19 protein-coding genes are annotated in these 21,703 nt (G+C 47.4%); 14 read left to right on the top strand and 5 right to left on the bottom strand.

The window, feature by feature from the left end; translation table 11 throughout:
* The first annotated feature begins 30 nt into the window (after nt 1-30).
* From BW952_RS16600 to BW952_RS16610, 3 genes are read left to right on the top strand one after another with little or no spacing between them, the layout of a single operon-like run.
* The gene (locus BW952_RS16600; protein WP_045849419.1) at nt 31-795 is read left to right on the top strand and encodes an NUDIX domain-containing protein; all 765 of its coding nucleotides are present in this window, start codon (nt 31-33) and stop codon (nt 793-795) included.
* Between the two features lie 16 nt (nt 796-811).
* The gene (locus BW952_RS16605) at nt 812-1,369 is read left to right on the top strand and encodes a cysteine hydrolase family protein (protein WP_045849418.1); all 558 of its coding nucleotides are present in this window, start codon (nt 812-814) and stop codon (nt 1,367-1,369) included.
* Nucleotides 1,366-2,814 carry a nicotinate phosphoribosyltransferase gene (locus tag BW952_RS16610; RefSeq protein WP_045849417.1) on the top strand — a complete coding sequence of 483 codons (1,449 nt, stop codon included), beginning with the start codon at nt 1,366-1,368 and terminating at the stop codon, nt 2,812-2,814. Before BW952_RS16605 ends, BW952_RS16610 begins: the two co-directional genes overlap by 4 nt.
* A 48-nt stretch (nt 2,815-2,862) precedes the next feature.
* Here the strand turns inward: BW952_RS16610 and BW952_RS16615 are convergent, their stop codons facing one another.
* Entirely contained in the window at nt 2,863-4,455 is a 1,593-nt protein-coding gene (locus BW952_RS16615; RefSeq protein ID WP_045849416.1) for an ATP-binding protein, read from the bottom strand.
* Between the two features lie 126 nt (nt 4,456-4,581).
* Between BW952_RS16615 and BW952_RS16620 the strand changes: the two genes are divergently transcribed.
* A complete protein-coding gene (locus BW952_RS16620; RefSeq protein WP_045849415.1) occupies nt 4,582-5,472 on the top strand; it encodes an ABC transporter ATP-binding protein in 891 nt (296 codons plus the stop codon).
* On the top strand, nt 5,469-6,266 hold the full coding sequence (locus BW952_RS16625; protein WP_045849414.1) for an ABC transporter permease subunit: 798 nt from the start codon (nt 5,469-5,471) through the stop codon (nt 6,264-6,266). Before BW952_RS16620 ends, BW952_RS16625 begins: the two co-directional genes overlap by 4 nt.
* Here BW952_RS16625 and BW952_RS16630 read toward each other — a convergent pair.
* Nucleotides 6,263-7,279 carry a potassium channel family protein gene (locus tag BW952_RS16630; RefSeq protein ID WP_045849413.1) on the bottom strand — a complete coding sequence of 339 codons (1,017 nt, stop codon included), beginning with the start codon at nt 7,277-7,279 and terminating at the stop codon, nt 6,263-6,265. The two genes, BW952_RS16625 and BW952_RS16630, sit on opposite strands and share 4 nt — an antisense overlap.
* 51 nt (nt 7,280-7,330) lie before the next feature.
* Complete coding sequence (locus tag BW952_RS16635) at nt 7,331-9,064, bottom strand: ABC transporter ATP-binding protein (RefSeq protein ID WP_045849412.1); 1,734 nt, start codon at nt 9,062-9,064, stop codon at nt 7,331-7,333.
* A 151-nt stretch (nt 9,065-9,215) separates the two neighbouring features.
* Here BW952_RS16635 and BW952_RS16640 point away from each other — a divergent pair, with 151 nt between their 5' ends.
* Complete coding sequence (locus BW952_RS16640) at nt 9,216-9,749, top strand: GNAT family N-acetyltransferase (RefSeq protein WP_045849411.1); 534 nt, start codon at nt 9,216-9,218, stop codon at nt 9,747-9,749.
* 37 nt (nt 9,750-9,786) lie between these two features.
* Here the strand turns inward: BW952_RS16640 and BW952_RS16645 are convergent, their stop codons facing one another.
* Nucleotides 9,787-11,346, bottom strand: coding sequence for a BCCT family transporter (locus BW952_RS16645; RefSeq protein ID WP_045849410.1), 1,560 nt, complete (start codon nt 11,344-11,346; stop codon nt 9,787-9,789).
* Nucleotides 11,347-11,489: 143 nt separating this feature from the next.
* Between BW952_RS16645 and BW952_RS16650 the strand changes: the two genes are divergently transcribed.
* From BW952_RS16650 to BW952_RS16680, 7 genes are all read left to right on the top strand, one after another.
* Nucleotides 11,490-12,440, top strand: a complete 951-nt coding sequence (locus BW952_RS16650) for a bile acid:sodium symporter family protein (RefSeq protein WP_045849435.1) — start codon at nt 11,490-11,492, stop codon at nt 12,438-12,440.
* 825 nt (nt 12,441-13,265) lie between these two features.
* Entirely contained in the window at nt 13,266-14,384 is a 1,119-nt protein-coding gene (locus BW952_RS16655; RefSeq protein WP_045852334.1) for a Gfo/Idh/MocA family protein, read from the top strand.
* Between the two features lie 15 nt (nt 14,385-14,399).
* Nucleotides 14,400-15,560, top strand: a complete 1,161-nt coding sequence (locus tag BW952_RS16660; RefSeq protein WP_045852333.1) for a Gfo/Idh/MocA family protein — start codon at nt 14,400-14,402, stop codon at nt 15,558-15,560.
* An 11-nt stretch (nt 15,561-15,571) separates the two neighbouring features.
* On the top strand, nt 15,572-16,297 hold the full coding sequence (locus BW952_RS16665) for a ThuA domain-containing protein (RefSeq protein ID WP_045852332.1): 726 nt from the start codon (nt 15,572-15,574) through the stop codon (nt 16,295-16,297).
* Between the two features lie 145 nt (nt 16,298-16,442).
* The gene (gene dcuS / locus BW952_RS16670) at nt 16,443-18,014 is read left to right on the top strand and encodes a DcuS/MalK family sensor histidine kinase (protein ID WP_045852331.1); all 1,572 of its coding nucleotides are present in this window, start codon (nt 16,443-16,445) and stop codon (nt 18,012-18,014) included.
* The gene (locus BW952_RS16675; RefSeq protein WP_045852330.1) at nt 18,014-18,718 is read left to right on the top strand and encodes a response regulator; all 705 of its coding nucleotides are present in this window, start codon (nt 18,014-18,016) and stop codon (nt 18,716-18,718) included. Before dcuS ends, BW952_RS16675 begins: the two co-directional genes overlap by 1 nt.
* 150 nt (nt 18,719-18,868) lie before the next feature.
* On the top strand, nt 18,869-20,170 hold the full coding sequence (locus tag BW952_RS16680; protein WP_414735839.1) for a 2-hydroxycarboxylate transporter family protein: 1,302 nt from the start codon (nt 18,869-18,871) through the stop codon (nt 20,168-20,170).
* Between the two features lie 645 nt (nt 20,171-20,815).
* Here BW952_RS16680 and BW952_RS16685 read toward each other — a convergent pair.
* Entirely contained in the window at nt 20,816-21,040 is a 225-nt protein-coding gene (locus BW952_RS16685) for a hypothetical protein (RefSeq protein WP_045852328.1), read from the bottom strand.
* Nucleotides 21,041-21,162: 122 nt separating this feature from the next.
* Here BW952_RS16685 and BW952_RS16690 point away from each other — a divergent pair, with 122 nt between their 5' ends.
* On the top strand, nt 21,163-21,528 hold the full coding sequence (locus BW952_RS16690) for an MFS transporter (RefSeq protein ID WP_045852327.1): 366 nt from the start codon (nt 21,163-21,165) through the stop codon (nt 21,526-21,528).
* Nucleotides 21,529-21,703: the final 175 nt, after the last annotated feature.

A 21,703-nucleotide genomic window follows, 5' to 3' on the forward strand; every position in this document is an offset into this window, starting at 1 on the left:
TAAAATTAATAATTAGATTGAAGTGATCATATGAAAAAGTACGATTCATCTAAATACCGGACTCCTGACGGTTACACAGCCGATATAGCTGTTTTCACGATTTTGTCCGAGAAAAAGGAAGAGAAGGCACCGCCGGACATGAAGCTGTGTATGATGCTGATTGAGAGGGCGGCCAAGGACAGCGAGGGGAATCAGAATATTGAAGCAGAGAAATGGGCGATTCCGGGTGGCTTTATTCAGCCGGATGAAACAGGAATTGAAGCGGCTGCCCGGGAGCTGGCGGAAGAAACGGGTGTAAGCGGCCTGCACATTCGCCATTTTGGCACATACGATACACCGGGGCGCGACCCCCGCGGGTGGATTATTTCCAACGCGTTTTACGCCATCGTGCCGGAATCTGCTCTTGAAAAAAGAATGGCTTCGGATGATGCGGCCGACGTTCAGCTGTTTACCGTTGCAGATGTACTGAATCTCGATCTCGCTTTTGATCACCGACAAATCATTAGAGATGCGCTGAACGTGATTCAATCGGAAATGCTGACGACCAAAATGGCCCAAAACTTTTTGCCGGACGAGTTTACGCTGTCTGAGCTTCAACGGGTGCTGCTCACGGTGACAGATGATGCGAAAATTGCATCGGACCCTGTTTTTTTTGCCAGAGCGCCGAAGCTTCCTTTTATTGAACTGGCAGTGGATGAAGCCGGAGTGCCGAAAAAAACAACACGGCATTCGTATCGTCCTTCCCGGCTGTACCGATTTAATGAGATCGAAGTAATTGAATCTATTTACGGATAAGAAAGGCGGATGTTCGATGAAAGCATTGCTGAATATTGATTATACGTATGATTTTGTTGCAGATGATGGAAAGCTGACTTGCGGCAAGCCAGGACAGGCGCTTGAGGGTGAAATTGTCCGGCTGACAGAAGCGTTTATTCAAAACGGAGACTATGTTGTGTTTGCGATTGATGTGCACGATGAAAATGATCCGTACCATCCTGAGACAGAGCTGTTTCCGCCGCACAATATTCGCGGCACCAGCGGACGGGCATTGTACGGCAGTCTTCAGAACGTGTATGAAAGCAGCCAAAGCCGGGACAATGTGTATTATATGGACAAAACGCGGTATTCAGCTTTTGCTGGGACGGACCTAGACATGAGGCTGAGAGCAAGGGGAATTACGGACGTTCATTTAGTGGGCGTGTGCACGGATATTTGCATTTTGCACACCGCAGTAGATGCGTACAATAAAGGCTACAAGATCGTTGTGCATGAAAAAGCCGTTGCTTCCTTTAACCAGGCGGGACATGAATGGGCACTCGCACACTTCACAGGCACACTCGGTGCTAGAAAAGGAGAGGATCAGGAATGACGTATCAAGACGACGGCTTTATGCTGCACACAGACCTGTACCAAATTAATATGGCAGAAACATACTGGAGAGACGGAATTCACAATCGAAATGCTGTGTTTGATCTTTACTTCAGACGCCTGCCGTTCGGGAATGGTTATGGTGTTTTTGCGGGACTTGAGCGGGTCATTTCGCTCGTAAACCAATTTGGCTTTACAGACAGCGACATTGATTATTTGCGCGAGCTTGGCTATGAGGAAGATTATTTAGCGTTTCTAAAGGAAATGACCTTTACCGGCACGATTCGCTCGATGCAGGAGGGGGAGACGGTTTTCGGCAATGAGCCGATTATGCGTATCGAAGCGCCTCTTGCCCAGGCACAGCTGCTGGAAACGCTTCTGTTAAATGTGATCAACTACCAGACGCTGATCGCCACGAAGGCTTCACGTATGATGCAGGTCGTTGGCAGCGGGACGGCGCTGGAATTCGGTACAAGACGCGCACATGAAACGGAAGCCGCTATTTGGGGAGCGCGTGCCGCTTACTTAACAGGGTTCGCCGGCACAAGCAACGTACGCGCGGGTAAACTGTTTGGCATCCCGGTATCCGGCACGCATGCTCATGCGATGGTGCAGGCCTATCAGGATGAATATGTAGCGTTTAAAAAATATGCCGAGACGCACAAGGATTGTGTATTTCTTGTGGATACATACGATACCCTTCGCTCCGGTGTACCAAACGCCATTCGTGTAGCAAAGGAGTTTGGGGATAAAATCAATTTTATCGGCATCCGTCTTGACAGCGGCGATTTGGCGTATTTATCGAAAAAAGCACGCGTGATGCTGGATGAAGCTGGATTTCCTGATGCGCAGATCATTGCATCCAATGATCTTGATGAAGAAACAATTATGAGCTTAAATGCGCAGGGAGCCAAAATTACCGTGTGGGGAATTGGAACAAAGCTGATTACTGCTTTTGACCAGCCGGCCCTTGGCGCTGTGTTTAAGCTTGTTGCGATTGAAAATGAACAGGGGGAAATGGTCGATACGATCAAAATTTCCGGCAATCCGGAAAAGGTAACGACACCTGGGAAAAAGAAAGTATACCGCATCATCAACAATGCAAACGGAAAAGCGGAGGGCGACTATATTGCGCTTGAGGAAGAAAATCCGCAAGCCGAGGAAAAGCTGAAAATGTTCCATCCGGTTCATACGTATATCAGCAAGTTTGTCACTGATTTTACCGCAGTTGACTTGCACGAGGATATTTATGTAAAGGGAAAAATGGTGTACAGCAAGCCATCTCTTGCGGATATTCGAAAGCGCGTGGAAGCGGGCCTGACCGTGTTGTGGGATGAATACAAGCGACCGATTAATCCGGAGCAATATCCGGTTGATTTAAGCCCGGCCTGCTGGGACCATAAAATGAAGAAAATCGAAGAAATGAAGCCGCCAGCGGAGCGTTAAACAAAGCCGGGCGCAAAAGCGGAAGACCGCTTTTGCGCCCGGCCCTTTTTATTCAGATAAAGGAAGGAGGACGGTGATGGTTGAGCCTTCTCCTTTTTTGCTTTTCACCTCAATCTTGCCGTTGTGCTGATTAACAATTCGTTTAATAATCATAAAGCCAAGTCCAGTGCCCTCTTTTTTCGTCGTGAAAAAAGGTGTACCGAGCTTTTGAATTTGTGTTTCGGTCATGCCGATTCCCGTATCTGTTATTTTAACCGCAGCTTCTCCCTGCTCATTCGCTTTTAAATGAATCGAAAGGACGCCGTGGCTTTCTATTGCATCCATTCCATTTTTAATCAAGTTGATGAATACTTGCTTTAATTGGTTTCCATCGCCGCGAATAAAAATAGGGTCAGCAAAGAAATGAACCTGAATTTGAACATTGTGCATGCTTGCCTGCGGCTGTGAAAGAGCGACCGTATCTTTTAAAATTTGGACGAGATTCTGCTGCTCAAAACAAGTGGCCTGTGGCTTGGATAAGATCAAGAATTCGCTAATAATTAAATTAATCCGGTCAATTTCTTCCAGTACAAGGTCATAATGCTCCTGCTGGTGAAAGGACGGCTCAAGCAGCTGAATAAAACCGCGAATGGTAGTGAGCGGGTTTCGGATTTCATGTGCGGCACTTGCCGCCATCTGGCCGACAGCTGCTAATTTTTCCGTATTTAACAGCATCTGCTCGGTTTGCTTACGGCTCGTAATGTTCCGGAGCTGAGCAAACGAGCCGACCAGTGTATGAGTATCATCAAAAATGGGCAGCGCATCAAGTAAATAAAACGATTGCTGGCCTTTTTCATTTGTAAAAGCAGCTTCAATGTCTAAATGGGGCACACCACTTTTAAGCGCATGATCCATATATGGACCGACGCATGCAAAGTCTCTGATGTTTTTTCCGAGCAGCTCCGGCTTGCTTTTATTAAATAGTTGCTCCAGTGCTTTGTTTGCATTCAGAATATTGCCGTCTTTATCTGAAATCATCATCCCGCTTGTGGTCGTATCCATAATCAGCTCATTCAGCAGTCGCAGCCGTTCGTTTTGCTTGAGCAGCTTCAGCTCTCGCTCAATGGATTCCTTCATTGTCATGAGCAGTGTCTCAAGCAGCGGATGGGCAAAGTCAGCAGCGGTCATAAAAGAAAGAGTGCCGAGGACCTCGCTCTCATGCGGATCGGAAATCGGGATGCTGTAGCAGGCAGCATCGTGCAGATATTCATGGAAATGCTGCGATCCAATCACACTTACCGGTTCGCCGTATTCCAGGGCTAGGCAGGCAGAATTGATACCGTTGTATTCTGCCGTCATTTGTACACCATTTCGAATGCCCATTTTCGTAATCGTTTCCTTAATGGCGCTGTCCCCAATCATATGAAGTACGTAGCCATCCCTGTCATTTGCAGCGGCCAGAATAGGAATTCCGGAAAGGGAGGAAATGAATTTATTGAAAAAGTGTGTAATCGCTTGAATAAACGATACGTGCTGCGCTTGTTTATGTGCGAGTGCTTTGTCCGTTAACGTATGCTTGAAGGCAGGGATGCTTGCGGGATCAAGGCCTCTTTCCGCGCATTCTTTTTTTAATGTTGTAAAGCATATGTTTTGTTTGTTCATTGATGCCCTCGCTCCTGTTTGATAGTCCATCCATCTCGACTTCCATTATAACTGAAATGAATGAACAAGGGTTTCGATTGATTTTGTCGAATGATAGTAATAGGAGAAAAGAACGGGGGGACTTGCATGGCGATGATTGAGCTGGATCGGCTGACGAAGTTTTATGGGAAAAACCGCGGCATCGAAAATATTTCATTTTCAGTGGAAGAGGGAGAAATCTTCGGCTTTATCGGGCCGAATGGAGCAGGAAAAAGCACCGCTATCCGCACACTGCTGAACTTTATTTATCCAACCTCTGGCACGGCCAGAATCATGGGGATGGATGCCGTTAAAGAATCGACTCGAATCCGCAAAATGACCGGCTATCTTCCATCTGAAGTTCATTATTATGATGAAATGAAGGTGAAGGACCTGCTCAGCTATTCTGCGGGCTTTTACCGAAAAGACTGCAAGCGGCGTGCCTCGTATTTAGCGGAGCGGCTGGAGCTGGATATCACCCGCAAAATTGAGGATTTGTCGTTTGGAAACCGGAAAAAGGTGGGGATTGTGCAGGCGCTGCTTCATGATCCTCGTATATTAATTTTAGATGAACCGACATCGGGGCTAGACCCGCTGATGCAACATGTGTTTTTTGAGCTTCTCCGTGAAGCGCGCGAAAAAGGAGCGACGATTTTTTTCTCGTCCCATTATTTAAGTGAAGTGCAAAAGCTTTGCGACCGGGTGGCCATTATTAAAGAAGGAAAGCTGATCAAGGTCGAAAATATGGAAGAGGTCCGTCGAAACCAATTTAAAAATGTGTCGCTCTTTTTTCACGAAACGCAGCCAAACGCGATTCACATTGAAGGTATGCTCCAGGACGAAAAGATTCCGCACGGTGTCCGGTTTCTTTATAATGGCTCAAGCAAGCAGCTGCTTGAACAGCTGAAAAATGTCCCGTTTGATGATGTATTAATTGAGGAGCCGACACTTGAGGAAGTGTTTATTCATTATTATGAGAAAGGCGGCGACGAAGCGTGATATTAAAAAGAGAAGTGAGAAGAGCGCAAAAAGCCTTGTGGATCTGGGTCATCACTCTTGGTGGCATGTCGTTTTTGATCATGAGTGTTTATCCGCAGTTTGCCGAAAACCAGGAACAGCTAAAAGATTTAATGGCATTGTATCCGGAAGCGATGCTGAAGGCGTTTAATATTGACGCGCTCGGTTTTGATACACCGCTTGGCTTTTACGCGATTGAAGGCTATTTGTTTGTGACACTGTTCGGGAGCATTTATGCGGCGATGATGGCAGGCGGCATCATCGTAAAAGAAGAAAGTGAAAAAACCGTCGAGTTTCTGCTGGCAAAGCCTGTTTCAAGAGGACGTGTGATCGCGGAAAAAGCAGGGGCCGTTTTATTAAATCTGCTCCTTTTTAATGGCGTATTAACGGCTGTAAACTATGCGGCATTCCGTTATGCAGGTGAAGACAGTCTTGATATGAGTGTGTTTGCGATGATTTCCCTGGCTCCTTTTTTGCTTCATCTCACCTTTGGCGCCATCGCCTTTATGATATCATCGGTCGTGCGAAAAAGCCGGACAGCAACGTCTTTGTCGCTCGCTGTCGTGCTGCTTGCTTATTTTTTGAATATTGTCCAGAGCATTGCTGAGAGGTTTAGCGGGCTGAAATACGCGACACCCTTTCATTACGTTGATTCTGCTTATATCATTGAACATGCCGCCATCCGTCCGTTATACGGAAGCTTGATGGCGGCTCTTATCATCAGTTGTACGCTGATCGCGTATATCGTCTATAAGCGCAAGGATTTGGCGGCTTAAAGCTTGCTGTAAGCTTCCTCATCGCAAATAATGAACAGCCGGGCATTTTTTGGAATCGGCTCATCAAGATTTTGGATAATCGAAAAATCGTGATGATTGGCGACGAGAAGAATGCCTTTTTCATCGAGCATCCGCTTGGCGTCCCGGTATGTCTGCCAGCCCGATTTGTTTTCGATATGATAAAGGTCAAACCCTTCATGGCATGTAAGCTGCCGAATAATTTCGCTTGATCCGTTAAACAGGATGGAGCGGGCAGCCAGGTGAGCGGCGGTATCATTCGGTGTAATGAATTCTTCTACATTCGCATGCGAAAAAGCGCTTAAATGATGGGAATCCGCTACTTCACAAATCGTGTATACGTTCACGCCGTATTTTTTGGCGGCAGCTTCAATACCGGAAGCGATTAACAGCGTCAAGCCATCAGCTGTAGATGCACTAATGGTGTGATCCGGCGAGAAAATCATGATCGATTTTGCTTGCAGGAAATTCGCCTGCTTGAGTGTTTGTTCAGAAGCGGGCGCTCCTTTCACGAAATCGACTCGTTCATGCAGGAAGGGAATCTTATCTGCTGTCTCGTCGATAATCACCGCATGGACGTCCGGAAATGTGTCCAGCAGTTCTGTCAGGGCAATACGCGCGCGGTTTGTCCAATTAATTAAGAGAATGTGCTGCTCGCGGGTAATCGTCAATCTGCCTTCCTCCTTCATTCGTTTTCGCACACTGAGCGTATCAATGATTTTTCCTATTAAAACGGTCATCAAGCCGATGCCGAAAATGTACAGAAGCATCGCAAACACTTTTCCTCCGACGGTCGCAGGAGACACATCTCCGTAACCGACGGTGACAACCGTAGTCATTGTCCACCATAACCCTTCGAACGGTGTCACAAACGTTTGAGGCTCGAGGTAATAAACGAAAAAGCTGCTGAACAGGATCAATGAAAACGTAGTGAAAAAAAGCGTCCAGTTGCTCATGTGTACTGCTTTAAAAAAAAGCTTTCGAAAAAAAATCATCGTCAGGCACCTCCGTTGGAAAACCTATCCTGCTATTATACAGAAAGTATGTTAAAAAGACCCTTGTAAATCCTGCTTTTGGGCGAGTTCCCGGTAAACAGCATGCGATTGAAACAACTCAGTATGTGTTCCGATTCCAGTGATTTCACCTTGTTCAAGTACAACGATTTGATCAGCGTGGACAACCGTTGACAGTCGATGGGCGATCACAAGCGTGGTCCGGTCCTCCATCAGCCCATTTAACGCTTCCTGAACAAGTGTTTCAGACGTGCTGTCCAGGCTCGATGTTGCTTCGTCCAGCAGCAAAATATCGGGATCGCGCAAAATGGCCCGGGCAATGGCGAGACGCTGCCGCTGACCACCGGAAAGCTTCATTCCCCGTTCGCCGACCTTCGTCTCAAACTGATCCGGCAGCTTTTCAATGAAAGAAAAGGCATGCGCCTGGATAGCCGCCTGAATTAATTCATCGTCACTTATTTCCCGGTTTGCTCCGTAGGCGAGGTTATCACGAATCGAGCCAGACATAATCGGGCTTTCCTGCGCCACATAGCCGAGACGCTGCCGCCATTCGTGCAAATGAAACGATGAAATGGAGTCATGTCCGATCCGGATTGTCCCGTCTGTGACCGGATAAAAACGTTCTAGCAGCGAGAAAATAGTTGTTTTGCCGCTGCCGCTCGGTCCGACAATCGCTGTTGTTGTGCCTTCAGGAACGAGAAACGAGATATTTTTCAATACCGGCTTGTTGGCTTCATATTGAAAGGAAACATCGTCAAAATGAAGTGAACGTCTGGCCGTTGAAAGAGATGATCCATCCGATTGCTCGGTGCCTGTTTGTAAAATTCCTTGAATTCGTTCCGTTGCGCCGGCCGCTTTTTGAAAGGCCGTGAAAAAAGACGCCATTTGGCTGAATGGGATCACAATTTGAAACATGTAAATAATGATAGAGGTAAGAGACCCTGCTGATAAATCGCCCGATGCGACCCGAACACCGCCGTAGCCGATCAGAACGACGAGCACGCTCATCATAATCAGGGACATAAAAGGAGAAATAACCGCTTGAACACGGGCTTCTTTTAACCCGAATGAAAACAATCGGCGGATGCCGGTGCGTCCATTTTCATACTCTGCTTCACCTGCTGTGTACGATTTAACGAGCCGTATATCAGTCAGGACACGGGTCAGGGTGCCGGTAAAGGCGGCCATTTCATTTTGTGTATCCTTCGAAATGCCGTACATTTTGCGTCCAAGCGGAATTAAAATGAGCATCGCGGTCGGAACAGACAAAAGCATGACAACGGTCATCCGCCAGTCAATGTACAGCAGAATGATAACAGAGCCGGTAATAGAGATAATGCCCGTCACAAAGGTAATGAGATGGTCGGTAATGAGCATTTTTACCGTGTTTGTATCCTGGGTGACCCGGCTCATCGTGTCACCGGATTCCGTTTGATCATAATAAGAAACCGGCAGCTTCAATACATGCGCCCACAGCTTTTCTCTTAAGGAAGCGGTCATTTGCTCACCGGCCGCTCTCATAAAATAAAAGGAAAAACCGCCAGCGACAACTTGAATGATGAATACAACAGCGAGTAGCATAATCAGCGGCCGGCTGATTGCGTCTGCAGCAAGCTGATCCACAAGATTGCCGGTGAAAAGCGGAACAAAAAGGCTGGCGGCTGTTTCGAATAAACTAAGTGTCAGTGCCACAGCCAGCCACTTTTTTGGCGGGTGAAGCTCTTTTAATAAACGCAGCAAGTGCGATGGTTTAATAGTTGATTCCATGTGCAGCAGCCTCCAGTAAAATAGATCCTCCTAGACTTATTTCGCTATAATTCTTCTAATTTCCTTTAAATTCAGAGGAGACGCCGGTTTACTTTTGTCTGAATATTAGGTATTTTTAACATAAGAGAACCGGAACAGGAGGGCGATGGGTATGCTGTTTCAAAAAGGAAAGCTAAAGGTGCGGCCGCTTGAGGAAAAAGATCAGGCACTGCTCGTCAAATGGCTGTCAGATCCTGTCGTATTGGAATTTTATGAAGGACGGGACAATGCGTTTGATCTCGATAAAGTGAAAAAAGAGTTTTACGAGGATGGTTCAGATGTCGAAAGAGGCATTATTGAATTTGAAGGAAATGAGATCGGTTACATCCAGTATTACCTGCTCGGCGAAAAAGAGCGGGACACATATGGCTACGGAGCGGATGATGTCATTTATGGAACCGACCAGCTAATCGGCGAAGTGGACTACTGGAATAAAGGCATCGGCAAAGTGCTTGTAAAAGCGGTGGTTGAACACCTGGTGAAAACAAAACAAGCGCAGAAGGTCGTCATGGACCCGCAGGAATGGAACGTACGGGCGATCCGCTGCTACGAAAAATGCGGCTTCGAAAAGGTCAAGCTGCTGCCGGAGCACGAATGGCACGAAGGAAAGTACCACAACTGCTGGCTGGTAGAATATAAGCCGTAAACATAAAAGGGGCTGCTTTTCCCAGCAGCCCCTTTTATTATTTCGGTGTTTTCTGATCCTCACGCACTTCTTTTTGGAGCCGTTTAAAACGGCGGACATCAGCTGGCCGCAAGGGAATGGGCTCTTTTCGGAGCATTTTCACAAGCGCCACCATCATGAGCAGCATTAAAACGGTGAACGGAAGAGCTGAGACGAGCGAGGCCGTTTGGAGTGCCTCCAAACCGCCCGCCGCTAGAAGAACGGCGGCAATGGCGGACATTAGGAAGCCCCAGACCATCTTTGCCGCAAGCGGAGGCGTCAAGCTTCCGTGCGTCGTCATGCTGGCCAGAATATACGTGGCAGAGTCCGCTGATGTAACCAGAAATGTGAAAATCAGCAAAATCGACAGAATGGACAGGATGCCGGTCATCGGCAGGAACTGATACAGCTCGAATAGGGCAACTGTCAAGTCGGCATTGACTGCTTCGGCAATCCCGGCATTATTGTTTAAATCTTCATACAATGCTGTACCGCCAAACGCTGCGATCCATACACAGGCGATAAATGGAGGAACAACCAGCACAGCAAAAATAAATTCGCGGATCGTGCGGCCGCGTGAAACACGAGCAACGAAGGCGCCGACGAACGGTGACCAGGCAATCGCCCATGCCCAGTAAAAGATGGTCCAGTCACGCACCCACGTTCCACCTTGATAAGGCGTCAGTCGCAGGCTGTATTCGACAAAGTTTGTGATATAGTCACCAATTGCCAGTGTAAAGGTATTAAAGATAAAAACGGTAGGACCTGCGATCATCACAACGATGAGAAGCAGCAGGCAAAGTCCGAGGTTAATATTGCTCAGCCAGCGGATGCCTTTGTCAAGACCAGTGGTGGATGAAAGCATATAAGCTGCGAACATAACGAGAATAATGACAAGCTGCACACCAAAGGAATTGGGCAGGTCAAATACTGATTTTAAGCCGCCGTTCATCTGAAGAACTCCAAGACCAAGGGACGTTGCAATTCCCATAACTGTTGCAATCACAGCGAAGGAATCGATCGTCGTTTTCACCGCTCGTTTTTTTCCTAAAATCGGTTCAAGTGAAGTAGAAACAAGCCCGTCTCTTCCTTTTTTAAACTGAAGAAAGGCAATCGCAAGCCCAACGATGGCGAAGACCGACCATTGGCTGATGCCCCAGTGGAAAAATGAGTAGCCCATTGCAACACGGGCGGCCTGTTCTGTCTGGCCTTCCACCGCTGAAAAAGGGGTAGTGAAAAAGTGGCTCATTGGTTCTGCAACTCCCCAGAAGACAAGCCCGGCGCCAAATCCAGCCGAGAACAGCATGCCAATCCATGTGAAGAATGGATAATCTGGCGTTGAATCATCCGTACCAAGACGGATTTTTCCATATTTGCTGATGGCGAGTGCGATCAAAAAAACAATGATAACAAAAACAGCAAGCAAATAAAACCAGCCAAAGTTTGTTGTGGTAAATAAAAACAGGGTACCGGCTGCATCACCGAACCTTCCCGGCATGATTGCGCCAATGACGACCAGCAGCAGGATCACGGCAGCCGAAATGATAAAAACAGGGTTTTTCATTGTTGAATTTCCCATACATTCCTCCTTGTTGTACAAAATTTTCAGGCAATACATTTTACCCAATAAGACCTAGTTTAAAACAAAGAAAGCAGAAAAATAAAATCATTCCGGCTTAATGGTACAATAAAGAGAATAAAGGAAGAATGGAGTCTTTTGGCATGATTGGAGCAATAAACCTTTTTTTAACTAAATGGATGCCGCTTTTAACACCGATCAGTGTTTTTATCGGTGTTTTATTAGGAGATTATTTAAATGTCTGGGTGTTTATCGTCCCCTGGCTGTTTGCTTTTATGACATTTGTCGGCAGCTTAAATTCAAATTTCCGCATGCTGCATCATACGATGACACACCCTTTTCCTGTCCTTTTGGCCTTGGCGATTCTGCATGTCATTGTACCTGTGTTTTCCTGGACTGTCGGGCATATTATGTTTCCTCATGATCCGCTGACTGTGACAGGATTTACGCTCGCCCTGGTGATTCCAACCGGTATTACGAGTGTGATTTGGGTGACAATGTATAAAGGCAGTGTACCGCTTGCTCTGGTCATCATTTTAGTTGATACGATGCTTTCTCCCATTTTGGTTCCCTTCAGCATGTCGGTTCTGGCGGGGAGCAAGGTTGAAATGGACGTGACGGCAATGGTAAGCGGCTTGTTTTGGATGATTGTGCTGCCATCATTACTCGGCATGATAGCAAATGAGTGGCTGAAAGCGGAAAAAGCAAGCAGAGTGAGCCAGGCGATGTCTCCATTTTCAAAGCTGTCGCTGCCCATCGTAATCGCTATTAACAGTGCGGTGGTTGCGCCTTATCTAAGAGACATCGACGCGAAATTTATTCAAATTCTGCTGACGATTTTATTCGTTGTATTTTGCGGCTATTTGATTTCCTGGGGACTGGCGGTCGTTTTCAAGCAGCCGAGGGAAAATATTGTGGCCTTGATCTATACAGGCGGCATGCGAAACATCAGTGCCGGTGCCGTTATTGCGGTTAATTTTTTCCCGCCTCAGGTGGCTGTTCCCGTCGTCGTTTGCATGCTGTTCCAGCAAATGCTCGCAGCGCTGTATGGATATTTCCTTGGCAAAGTGTACCGGGAGGAATTAAGAGCGTAAAAAAGCGACTTCTTGAAAATAAAGAGGTCGCTCTCAAAGTGTTGAAAAACAAACTGGTCAAGAGAAACCCGATGTTTTTTCTAAGTTGTTTCCTTTTTTCTTAGCAAAAAATAGGCTGTTTTTCTAAAAAGAACATGCAGGGCTCCGGGCTGCCGGCTCCGCTTTTCTATGTGGCGAACGCTGAATCAGCCCAAAGTGCGCGGCTGTTTCAGCCTGTCCGCTCGTCACATGGAAGTCTGCGCCGGCTTCCCTCCGCCCGTAGTGGTTCTAGAGGAACGTAGTGAATGACTGACAGCTATTCTTGAAAACATTTGACGTCAATGAGGAATCCCTCTTTTCCTGCATGGTGAAAATCAGAGGGTTCTCATCTCTTTCTTTCCAATCAGAACGATGTCCATTTTTGGTTTTACACTCTGCTTTTCCTCCCCACCAGGGCGGCTGGCGCAGGACGAAGACTCCTTGGGGATTGAGCGGGTCAGGTGAGATCCACTTTTGACGCGGCAGCGGCAAAAGTTAGCTCACCGCCCGCCCCCAGGAACGCGCAGTCCTGCAGAAGCCGCCCGAACAGTGTTCGCGCAAGCACAGTGGCTTCGAAAAAGAAAAATTGTCACTTGCTTTTCATTGACACATTCTTTTTTTAACAACATGAAAGCGACCTCTTGAAAATAAAGAGGTCGCTTTTTATTTTTTTAATAGTTGGTCTACTGGACAAACTATGATCAGGTTGTTATACTTTTTTCAAGTTCCACTTTCCCGCTGGATCGTTTTTTTAATGATAAAATGTATTCGCTTTCAGTGGGAGAAGTGCCAGGAAGAGGGGAAAGGATGAAACAAGTTAAAGTAGGGCTCATTGGGTGTGGCGTGATCAGCGGTATTTATTTGGAAAATGCAAAGAAATTCGATTTTTATGAGATTACCGCTTGTGCTGATTTGAATATTCAGCGTGCAAAAGAAACAGCTGAGAAGCATGGGATTTCAAAGGCATACTCTCCGGAAGAGCTGATTCAGGACCCGGACATTGATCTTGTGTTAAACCTGACCATTCCCGCTGCTCACGCAGATATTGCCGTGCAGGCGTTAAAAGCGGGCAAGCATGTGTACAGTGAAAAGCCGCTGGCTGTGACGAGAAAAGAAGCCGAGTCGATCATGGCGGCGGCTGCGGAAACAGGTCTTCTTGTTGGAAATGCGCCGGATACGTTTTTAGGAGGAGGACTTCAGACGAGCCGCAAGCTGATTGATGACGGATGGATCGGGCGGCCTGTTTCAGCGGCTGCGTTTATGATGAATCACGGTCATGAGCACTGGCATCCTGATCCGGGCTTTTATTATCAAAAAGGCGGCGGACCGATGTTTGATATGGGTCCTTACTATATAACAGCACTTATTTCACTGATGGGTCCTGTCAAAAGAGTGACTGGCTCGGCAAGCATCACATTTGATGAAAGAACGGTTTTAAGTGAGCCGAAATTCGGCGAAAAAATTCAGGTGGATACACCGACTCAAATCAATGGTGTCATGGACTTCCATAATGGGGCAACGGCATCAATCATTACCAGCTTTGATACATGGTACCACCGTCTTCCGTGCATTGAAGTGTATGGGACAGAAGGCAGCCTGGTCGTGCCGGACCCGAATACATTTGGCGGACCGGTGCTTGTCCGCCGGAAAGGCCAGGACAACTGGTCCGAGATTCCGCTGACGCACGGTTTTGCTGAGAACAGCCGGGGCATTGGGCTGTCAGATATGGCACACGCCATTTTTAATGGACAAACACCTAGGGCAGGCGGCGATCTTGCCTATCACGTGCTGGATATTATGCATGGCTTCCACGATTCATCTGATCAGGGAAAACACTACATGGTAAACAGTACGTGCAGCCAGCCAGCTCCGTTCCCAACCGGAATAAATGAAGAGAACTTTACTGAGCTCATTTCGAAAAGATAAGGGGGATATCACAAAATGACAGACGTTCGTGTGGGAATGGTCGGTTACAAATTCATGGGGAAAGCACACAGCCACGCATATCGGGACGTACCGATGTTTTTTCCGGAGCAGCCAAGACCGATCATGAAAATGATCTGTGGAAGAAATGAAAAGAATGTTCAAAAGGCAGCCCATCAATTCGGATGGGAAGCAAGCTGTACAGACTGGCGCGATTTAGTGAACAGCCCCGAGATTGATCTCGTTGATATTAACGCGCCGAGTGACGCACACAAGGAGATTGCCCTTGCGGCGGCGAGAGCCGGCAAGCACGTTTTTTGCGAAAAACCGCTTGCTCTGACTTTAGACGATTCCCGTGAAATTTTGCAGGCGGTAGAGCAAGCAGGTGTAAAGCATATGATTGGCTTCAACTACCGTTTTGCTCCTGCTGTTCAATTAGCGAAAAAATTAGTGGAAGAAGGCAGGCTCGGTGATATTCATCATTTCCGGGCATGGTTTTTGCAGGACTGGCTTGTGGACCCGGATTTTCCGCTGACGTGGCGTCTGCAAAAAGAAGTAGCGGGATCAGGCTCTCATGGTGATTTAGGTGCTCATTTAATTGATCTGGCTCATTTTCTCGTAGGCGATCTTGACGAGGTGATTGGGATGAGTGAAACATTCGTAAAAGAGCGGCCGGTTCCAAAAGAAATGACGGGATTAAGTGCGCAGGCAAGCGCGGATTCTCCGAAAGAAAAAGTAACAGTCGATGATGCCACGCTATTTATGGCACGCTTTAAAAACGGGGCATTGGGAAGCTTTGAAGCCACTCGATACGCAGCAGGCCACCGGTGCACGAATTCATTTGAGATTAACGGCAGCAAAGGAAGCGTGAAGTTCGACTTTGAACGGATGAACGAGCTTCAGGTGTATTTTACGGATGATGCAGGAGATGTGCAAGGGTTCCGCCGAGTGCTCGCAACCGACCCGGACCATGCGTATGCAGAAGCATGGTGGCCGCCGGGGCATACGATTGGGTATGAGCATACGTTTATTCATGAAGTGGTGGAACTGATGACTGCATTTCAGGAAGACCGGCAGCCCGTACCGAATTTTCACGATGGAGTGAAATGCCAGCAGGTGTTAGAAGCAGTCGACTTATCTATAGAAGAACGCCGCTGGATAAAGCCGGAGGACCTTTAGGAGGAGAGAAAATGAAGAAAAAAGCGTTAATCGTGTGGGGGGGCTGGGATGGCCATGAACCCGAGCAGGTGGCAGGTTTGTTTAAAGGTATTTTAGAAGAAGAGCAGTTTGAAGTGGAAGTGTCGGATACACTGGACTCGTATGCGGACGTCGAAAAGCTGAAAGCATTGGATTTAATCATCCCTCACTGGACAATGGGCGAAATTGAAAAGCAATCCGTGCTGAATATATCGGAAGCCGTCGCAAGCGGCGTTGGTCTGGCAGGCTGCCACGGCGGCATGTGTGATTCATTCCGGAATAATGTTGACTGGCAGTTTATGACAGGCGGCAACTGGGTTGCCCATCCAGGCAATGACGGCGTCGAGTATATGGTGAACATCAAGCAGTCCACCAGCCCGATTCTAGAAGGCTTTGATGACTTCAAGGTCGTGTCAGAACAATATTACCTTCATGTCGACCCGGCTGTAGAAGTGCTGGCAACGACAAGATTTCCTATTGTCGACGGGCCACATGCTGTAAACAAAGCAGTTGATATGCCAGTTGTCTGGACAAAGCGCTGGGGCGCCGGCCGTGTGTTTTACAATGCACTTGGACATAAAGCCAATATTGTCGCAATGCCAGAAGTCACCGCCATGATGAGAAAAGGATTTTTATGGGCGGCGGCAGGCAAAGAAAGTGCGGATAGCACTTTTGCGTCAAGCGGGAAAGTCTATACAGGAATGGGCGACAGCCAGTAATCCAAGATATGAGCCGTTTTTCACTCTTTATTCGAGTGGAAAACGGCTTTTTCGTGTGGAGTGAAGAGAATCCAGTTGAAATGGTACAATGGAAAGAAAACGAATGGAGCTTTTTTATGCATGCAATTAAATGGATGGCTGACCAATGAAACAGGGCAGGTGGAAATTGCGGACGGTGATTCTTTTTTTCGTTTGCGCAGTCGTCATGTTCTCGTTGCTTGTAACGGATCTGTTAATTACCGAAACCGTGACCGATTCCGTTGAGGCAGGACAAATTGACAAAGCGCAAAATGCCTCTCGCATTGTCGCTCATACACCTCTTGTTGCCGAAGCGCTTGCAGGGCAGCGGGACCCGGGGGACATTCAATCATTTGCGAACCAGATACAGCGGGTGACAGGTGTAGAATTCGTCGTCGTGATGGACATGAACGGCATCCGCCAGTCACATCCTGACCCGGCTGAAGTAGGAAAGCCTTTTGCCGGCGGAGATGAGCAGTACGTATTAGCCGGAGAAGAACATATTTCAACTGCCAAGGGTACTCTTGGCCCTTCACTGCGTTCGTTTACACCCGTTCTTGCAGAGGATGGCACGCAGGTTGGGGCGGTAGCAGTAGGCCTCTCAACGGCAAGTGTTCAAAAGGCAGTGAAGGAAAGCCGGTATGATATTTACATTGGCACGCTTGCTGGTTTGCTGGCGGGAGTGATCGGAGCGGTTCTCTTATCAAGATACATTAAAAAAGTGCTGCTCGGACTTGAGCCGTTTGCGATTGCGCGGCTGCTTGAGGAGCGAAATGCGATGCTTCATTCTGTGCATGAAGGGATCATTGCCGTAGATCGGGATTCCAGGGTGACGTTAATGAACAAAGCGGCCGAGTCTCTTTTTCAAAAAGGAGAAAAAGAGCCTGTTCCGATCCGTTCTTTGCAGCGGGTCATGGAAACAGAGCGTGAGGAAATCGATCAGCAGCAGCGAATAAATGATGTGGAGCTGCTCGTAAACAGCGTCCCTATTCGAGTGGGAGAAACGGTCGCCGGAGCGATTGCCACCTATCGCGACAAAACCGAGGTGAAGCAGCTGGCGGAGCAGTTAACGGGTGTCCGAATGTATGCGGATGCGCTTCGGGCACAGACACATGAATTTATGAATAAGCTTCACGTTATTCTCGGCATGGTACAGATGAAGTCTTACGAAGAGCTTGAGCTGTTTATCAGACAATCCGTTGATTTTAAAAGCAATGAAATTCAATTAATGACAGAAAAAATAAACGATCCGGTGCTGGCGGGCTTTCTTTCTGGCAAGCTGAGTTATGCTCGTGAATCCGGAGCCGTTCTGCACGTTTCCTGCGAATATCCAATACCACAGCCGAAAAATCCGGCCCTTACACACGACTTGATTACGGTCATTGGCAACCTGGTCGACAATGCCGTTGATGCGGTTCAAGACCAGCCTGTGAAAGATGTTCATATTTCATTTAGCTACGGCGAGGATATTTTAACGATTGAAGTATCGGATTCAGGTCCGGGCATGGAGACCAGGACACAGGAGCTTTTGTTTGAAAAAGGGTTTTCCACTAAAGGAACAGGCCGGGGCATCGGGCTTACGCTCATACACGATATTTTAGAGGAGCGGGAAGGCGATTTTGACCTGTCCTCAACGCCGGGATACGGCACGATTTTTACCGTTTACATGCCATACGAGGAGAAAGGAGAAGAAACATAATGATTCACGTGTTAATTGTAGAAGATGAACGGGACGTAGCCGCACTTCATGCGAAATATGTCGAAAAAATTAACGGCTTTTCGCTGGCAGGTGCTGCAGGAACGGTCGAAGAAGCAAAAGCCATAATAGAACAAAAACAAATCGACCTCGTTCTGCTTGATATTTTTATGCCGGGTGCTCATGGTCTCTCGCTGCTGACATTTTTGCGGGAAGCGGAAAAAGAAGTTGATGTGATGATCATTTCAGCAGCATCTGACATGGACAGAGTGCAAAAAGCCATTCGTTACGGCGCTGTTGATTATTTAATTAAACCATTTGAATTCGACCGGTTTGAAGAAGCGCTCAAGGAATACCGTGACAGGAAAGCGTTTATGAGGGAGCCGCGGCAAATCAGCCAAAAGGAGCTCGACAGGCAGCTGCTTGGAAAAGGAGAGCAGCCAGTTCCGAAAGAAATTCCGAAGGGGCTTACTAAAGCGACGCTGCGCCAAGTATGGGAAGAGATTCAAAAATGGGACAGCTCTTTTTCAACGGAGGACATCGTAAAGACGGTCGGGATTTCCGGTGTATCGGCCCGCAAATATTTAAAATTTTTAGCGGATATTGAAGTGCTGGATGTGAAGGTCGTGTATGGAACGGTTGGACGCCCGGTGTATCAGCATACCCGCAGCTTATCAAAAGAATACCGCATGAAGCATTTTTTGTAAGCAGTGAAAAGCTGCTTGCTTTTTTTAATTAAAAAAGAATTTAAAAAGGTTAATAATCTATGAGAACGCTTTAATTCCGGATAAGATGAAGCAAGAAATGAACAGGAGGTTGTCAAAATGGGAGCAGAAAGAAAATTGGAAACGTTTCCTATGGATGAAAAAAAGCCATCATTTTTTGCTAGATTAAATGAAATCACGGTGGGGCCTCTGCCGTTGCCGCTTTATGTTGTACTAGCTGCAATTATTTACGCTGCGTCCGTTTACAACCAGCTGCCGCCGGATATGATTGGCGGGTTTGCGGTCATTATGATCATCGGGATGCTGCTGGGGGATCTCGGCATGAAGATTCCGATTTTAAAGGACATCGGCGGACCGGCTATTTTAGCGCTTCTTGTCCCGTCGACGCTTGTGTTTTTTGATTTAATTAATCCGAGTGCAACAGAAGCAGTGACCACGCTGATGAAGACCTCGAACTTTTTGTATTTGTATATTTCGGTGCTTGTCGCCGGCAGTATTTTAGGAATGAACCGGAAGGTGTTAATTCAAGGCTTTACCCGCATGTTTATCCCGCTTGTGCTCGGTACGCTGGCCGCTGTTGCCGCAGGGATCGGTGTCGGATTGCTGTTCGGCTATGAAATCAAGCATACATTCTTTTATATTATTGTGCCGATTATTGGCGGCGGCATTGGAGAAGGTATTTTGCCACTATCCCTTGCGTATGCACAAATTTCTGGAGGCGCGGCGGAGTCGTTTGTTTCCCAGATGATCCCGGCTGCCGTTATTGGAAATATTGTCGCCGTTGTTTGCGCAGGCTTAATGATGCGTCTGGGCGAGAAAAAGCCGGAATTGACCGGGAATGGTGTACTGGTGAAATCGGCAGAAGGCGATCAAATTTCGCAGGATACCTCGATTAACAAGCCAGTCGACTTTTCGTTAATGGGCGCAGGCCTGTTAATTGCCTGCAGCTTCTTTATATTCGGAAGCTTCGCGCACTTGTTCCTTGGCATTCCGGGTCCGGTGCTGATGATCGTTGGAGCCACGCTCGTTAAAGTGTTCCAGATGATGCCGGCGAAGATGGAACAGGGTGCGTATCATTTGTACAAATTCGTTTCAACGAGCCTGACTTGGCCGCTTATGGTCGGGCTTGGCATGCTGTATATTCCCCTTGAAGATGTAGTGAAAATTGTGACACCGGCGTATGTCATTGTATGTATGTCTGTTGTCATCGCGATGGTCGCGACCGGCTACTTTGTCGGAAAATTCATGAAAATGCATCCGGTAGACGCCGCTATTGTTACCGGCTGCCATAGCGGGCTGGGTGGTACAGGAGATGTAGCGATTTTATCTGCTTCAAACCGAATGTCCCTTATGCCGTTTGCGCAGGTTGCGACTCGTCTCGGCGGTGCCTCAACCGTCATACTGGCTACAATATTAATGAAGATTTTCAGTTAATAGAAGAAAAGAGCTGGGTACAAAAGGTTCTGGATAGAAGAAAAAGCCGAACGAACGATCGTTCGGATTTTTTTGAGCTCTTCATGATGGTAAATCGTTTAGTGACTGCGCTTGCGCTAACATAGAAAGGGCGGCTTCTGCAGGACTTCGCGTTCGGAGGGGCGGGCGGTGAGCTAACTTTTGTCGCTTCGCTCCAAAAGTGGATCTCACCTAACCCGCTTATCCCACCCGAGTCTCCGTCCTGCGCCAGCCGCCCTTAGTTGGGAGGACAAGCGACAGATAAAACTTAAAAAGAAGCGTTCTGAATGTGTAACAACAAACCTCAATCTATTATTCGTGTGAAAAAAGAAAGGCGCTTCTCCTACATCCATTCGTTAGTTATTGAGATCAAGCCCTTTTAAGCAATTTTATCCTCACTGCTTCATTAGAACCACAACGGGCGCAGGGAGGCCGGCGGAGACTTCCATGTGACGAGCGGACAGGCTGAAACAGCCGCGCACTTTGGGCTGGTTCAGCGTTCGCCACATAGAAAAGCGGAGCCGGCAGCCCGGAGCCCCTGTGTGTGCTTTTCCAAGAAACAAGGCTTTCAGTTGCTAGATTGTTCGGATTCAAGAGCCAATCTCATTGTTATGTGCCAGCTTCTTTCTACTTTTTCTTGTTTTCTTTCCTTTCACGGTGAGCGTCTACTAAATGTTCAGCGTCACCCTTCATCAGGAAAAAGGTGATCACGCCGGAAAAGACGGCAGCTCCGCCGGAAATAAGCAAGCGGATATCGCGTTCAATCATCGCATAATCTTTATTCAGCATCCACGTGGCGACAGAAAACACGATCACCATCACCGGAATGACAAAAACAAATCGTTTTAGCATCGCATAAGTCCTTTCATCCTTTGTTTGCTTTAGTGTAGCATAAATCTTTCTTTTGCAAGCCAAGTCATTATTTCAGCTTTGTGAATGAAAAAGGCGGCAGTATATTTCGTGTTACGAAGTTTATGGGGAACTTAAGCATTGAAACGGCGATGCTGTATGTTGTGATTTGGACGTCTGTCCGTTATCTGGGCATTGCCCTTTGCAACATGCCCATTACAAATGCGGGCATGTCCGCTATTCCTGTAGAAATTGCAGGCTATGCCTCCGCGTTAAACAACTGGGCAAGACAGTCGATTGCCTCCTTATCGATTGCGCTGTTCTCCGCATTGCTAGCCTACCGCTCCGCAAAATACATGAGTGGAGGAGCGAGCATACAAGCGTCTGAAGCGACAGCCGCAGGCGACGTGTTTCTATACTCGATGCTGCCGCTTATCGTCGCATTGCCACTTGTGCTGCTGCTGCGAAAAGAGAAACGGGTGAACCGTTAACCATACAGAAAAAAAGAAGGATAGACTGATTGCTGGAAACAGATGTTACCACTGTTTACGGCGCAATTCATTCGGAATTGCGCCTTGTTTTCGGGAATTGCGCCGAACCGTTGGAGTTATTGCGCGCTAATCAGCACAATTGCGCCGTCGTGTGTGAAAAAAGAAAAAAACAGGC

This window comes from Domibacillus enclensis, from assembly GCF_900156125.1.
In the GTDB taxonomy this organism is placed as follows: Bacteria; Bacillota; Bacilli; order Bacillales; family Domibacillaceae; genus Domibacillus; species Domibacillus enclensis.

Coding starts and splice junctions, on each gene's coding strand:
- BW952_RS16690 (WP_045852327.1), top strand. CDS start 21,163: ATGGGGAACTTAAGCATTGAAACGGCGATGCTGTATGTTGTGATTTGG.
- BW952_RS16605 (WP_045849418.1), top strand. CDS start 812: ATGAAAGCATTGCTGAATATTGATTATACGTATGATTTTGTTGCAGAT.
- BW952_RS16615 (WP_045849416.1), bottom strand. CDS start 4,455: ATGAACAAACAAAACATATGCTTTACAACATTAAAAAAAGAATGCGCG.
- BW952_RS16680 (WP_414735839.1), top strand. CDS start 18,869: ATGGATGAAAAAAAGCCATCATTTTTTGCTAGATTAAATGAAATCACG.
- BW952_RS16635 (WP_045849412.1), bottom strand. CDS start 9,064: ATGGAATCAACTATTAAACCATCGCACTTGCTGCGTTTATTAAAAGAG.
- BW952_RS16650 (WP_045849435.1), top strand. CDS start 11,490: ATGATTGGAGCAATAAACCTTTTTTTAACTAAATGGATGCCGCTTTTA.
- BW952_RS16675 (WP_045852330.1), top strand. CDS start 18,014: ATGATTCACGTGTTAATTGTAGAAGATGAACGGGACGTAGCCGCACTT.
- BW952_RS16665 (WP_045852332.1), top strand. CDS start 15,572: ATGAAGAAAAAAGCGTTAATCGTGTGGGGGGGCTGGGATGGCCATGAA.
- BW952_RS16645 (WP_045849410.1), bottom strand. CDS start 11,346: ATGGGAAATTCAACAATGAAAAACCCTGTTTTTATCATTTCGGCTGCC.
- BW952_RS16610 (WP_045849417.1), top strand. CDS start 1,366: ATGACGTATCAAGACGACGGCTTTATGCTGCACACAGACCTGTACCAA.
- BW952_RS16600 (WP_045849419.1), top strand. CDS start 31: ATGAAAAAGTACGATTCATCTAAATACCGGACTCCTGACGGTTACACA.
- BW952_RS16660 (WP_045852333.1), top strand. CDS start 14,400: ATGACAGACGTTCGTGTGGGAATGGTCGGTTACAAATTCATGGGGAAA.
- BW952_RS16630 (WP_045849413.1), bottom strand. CDS start 7,279: ATGATTTTTTTTCGAAAGCTTTTTTTTAAAGCAGTACACATGAGCAAC.
- BW952_RS16685 (WP_045852328.1), bottom strand. CDS start 21,040: ATGCTAAAACGATTTGTTTTTGTCATTCCGGTGATGGTGATCGTGTTT.
- BW952_RS16640 (WP_045849411.1), top strand. CDS start 9,216: ATGCTGTTTCAAAAAGGAAAGCTAAAGGTGCGGCCGCTTGAGGAAAAA.
- dcuS (WP_045852331.1), top strand. CDS start 16,443: ATGAAACAGGGCAGGTGGAAATTGCGGACGGTGATTCTTTTTTTCGTT.
- BW952_RS16655 (WP_045852334.1), top strand. CDS start 13,266: ATGAAACAAGTTAAAGTAGGGCTCATTGGGTGTGGCGTGATCAGCGGT.
- BW952_RS16620 (WP_045849415.1), top strand. CDS start 4,582: ATGGCGATGATTGAGCTGGATCGGCTGACGAAGTTTTATGGGAAAAAC.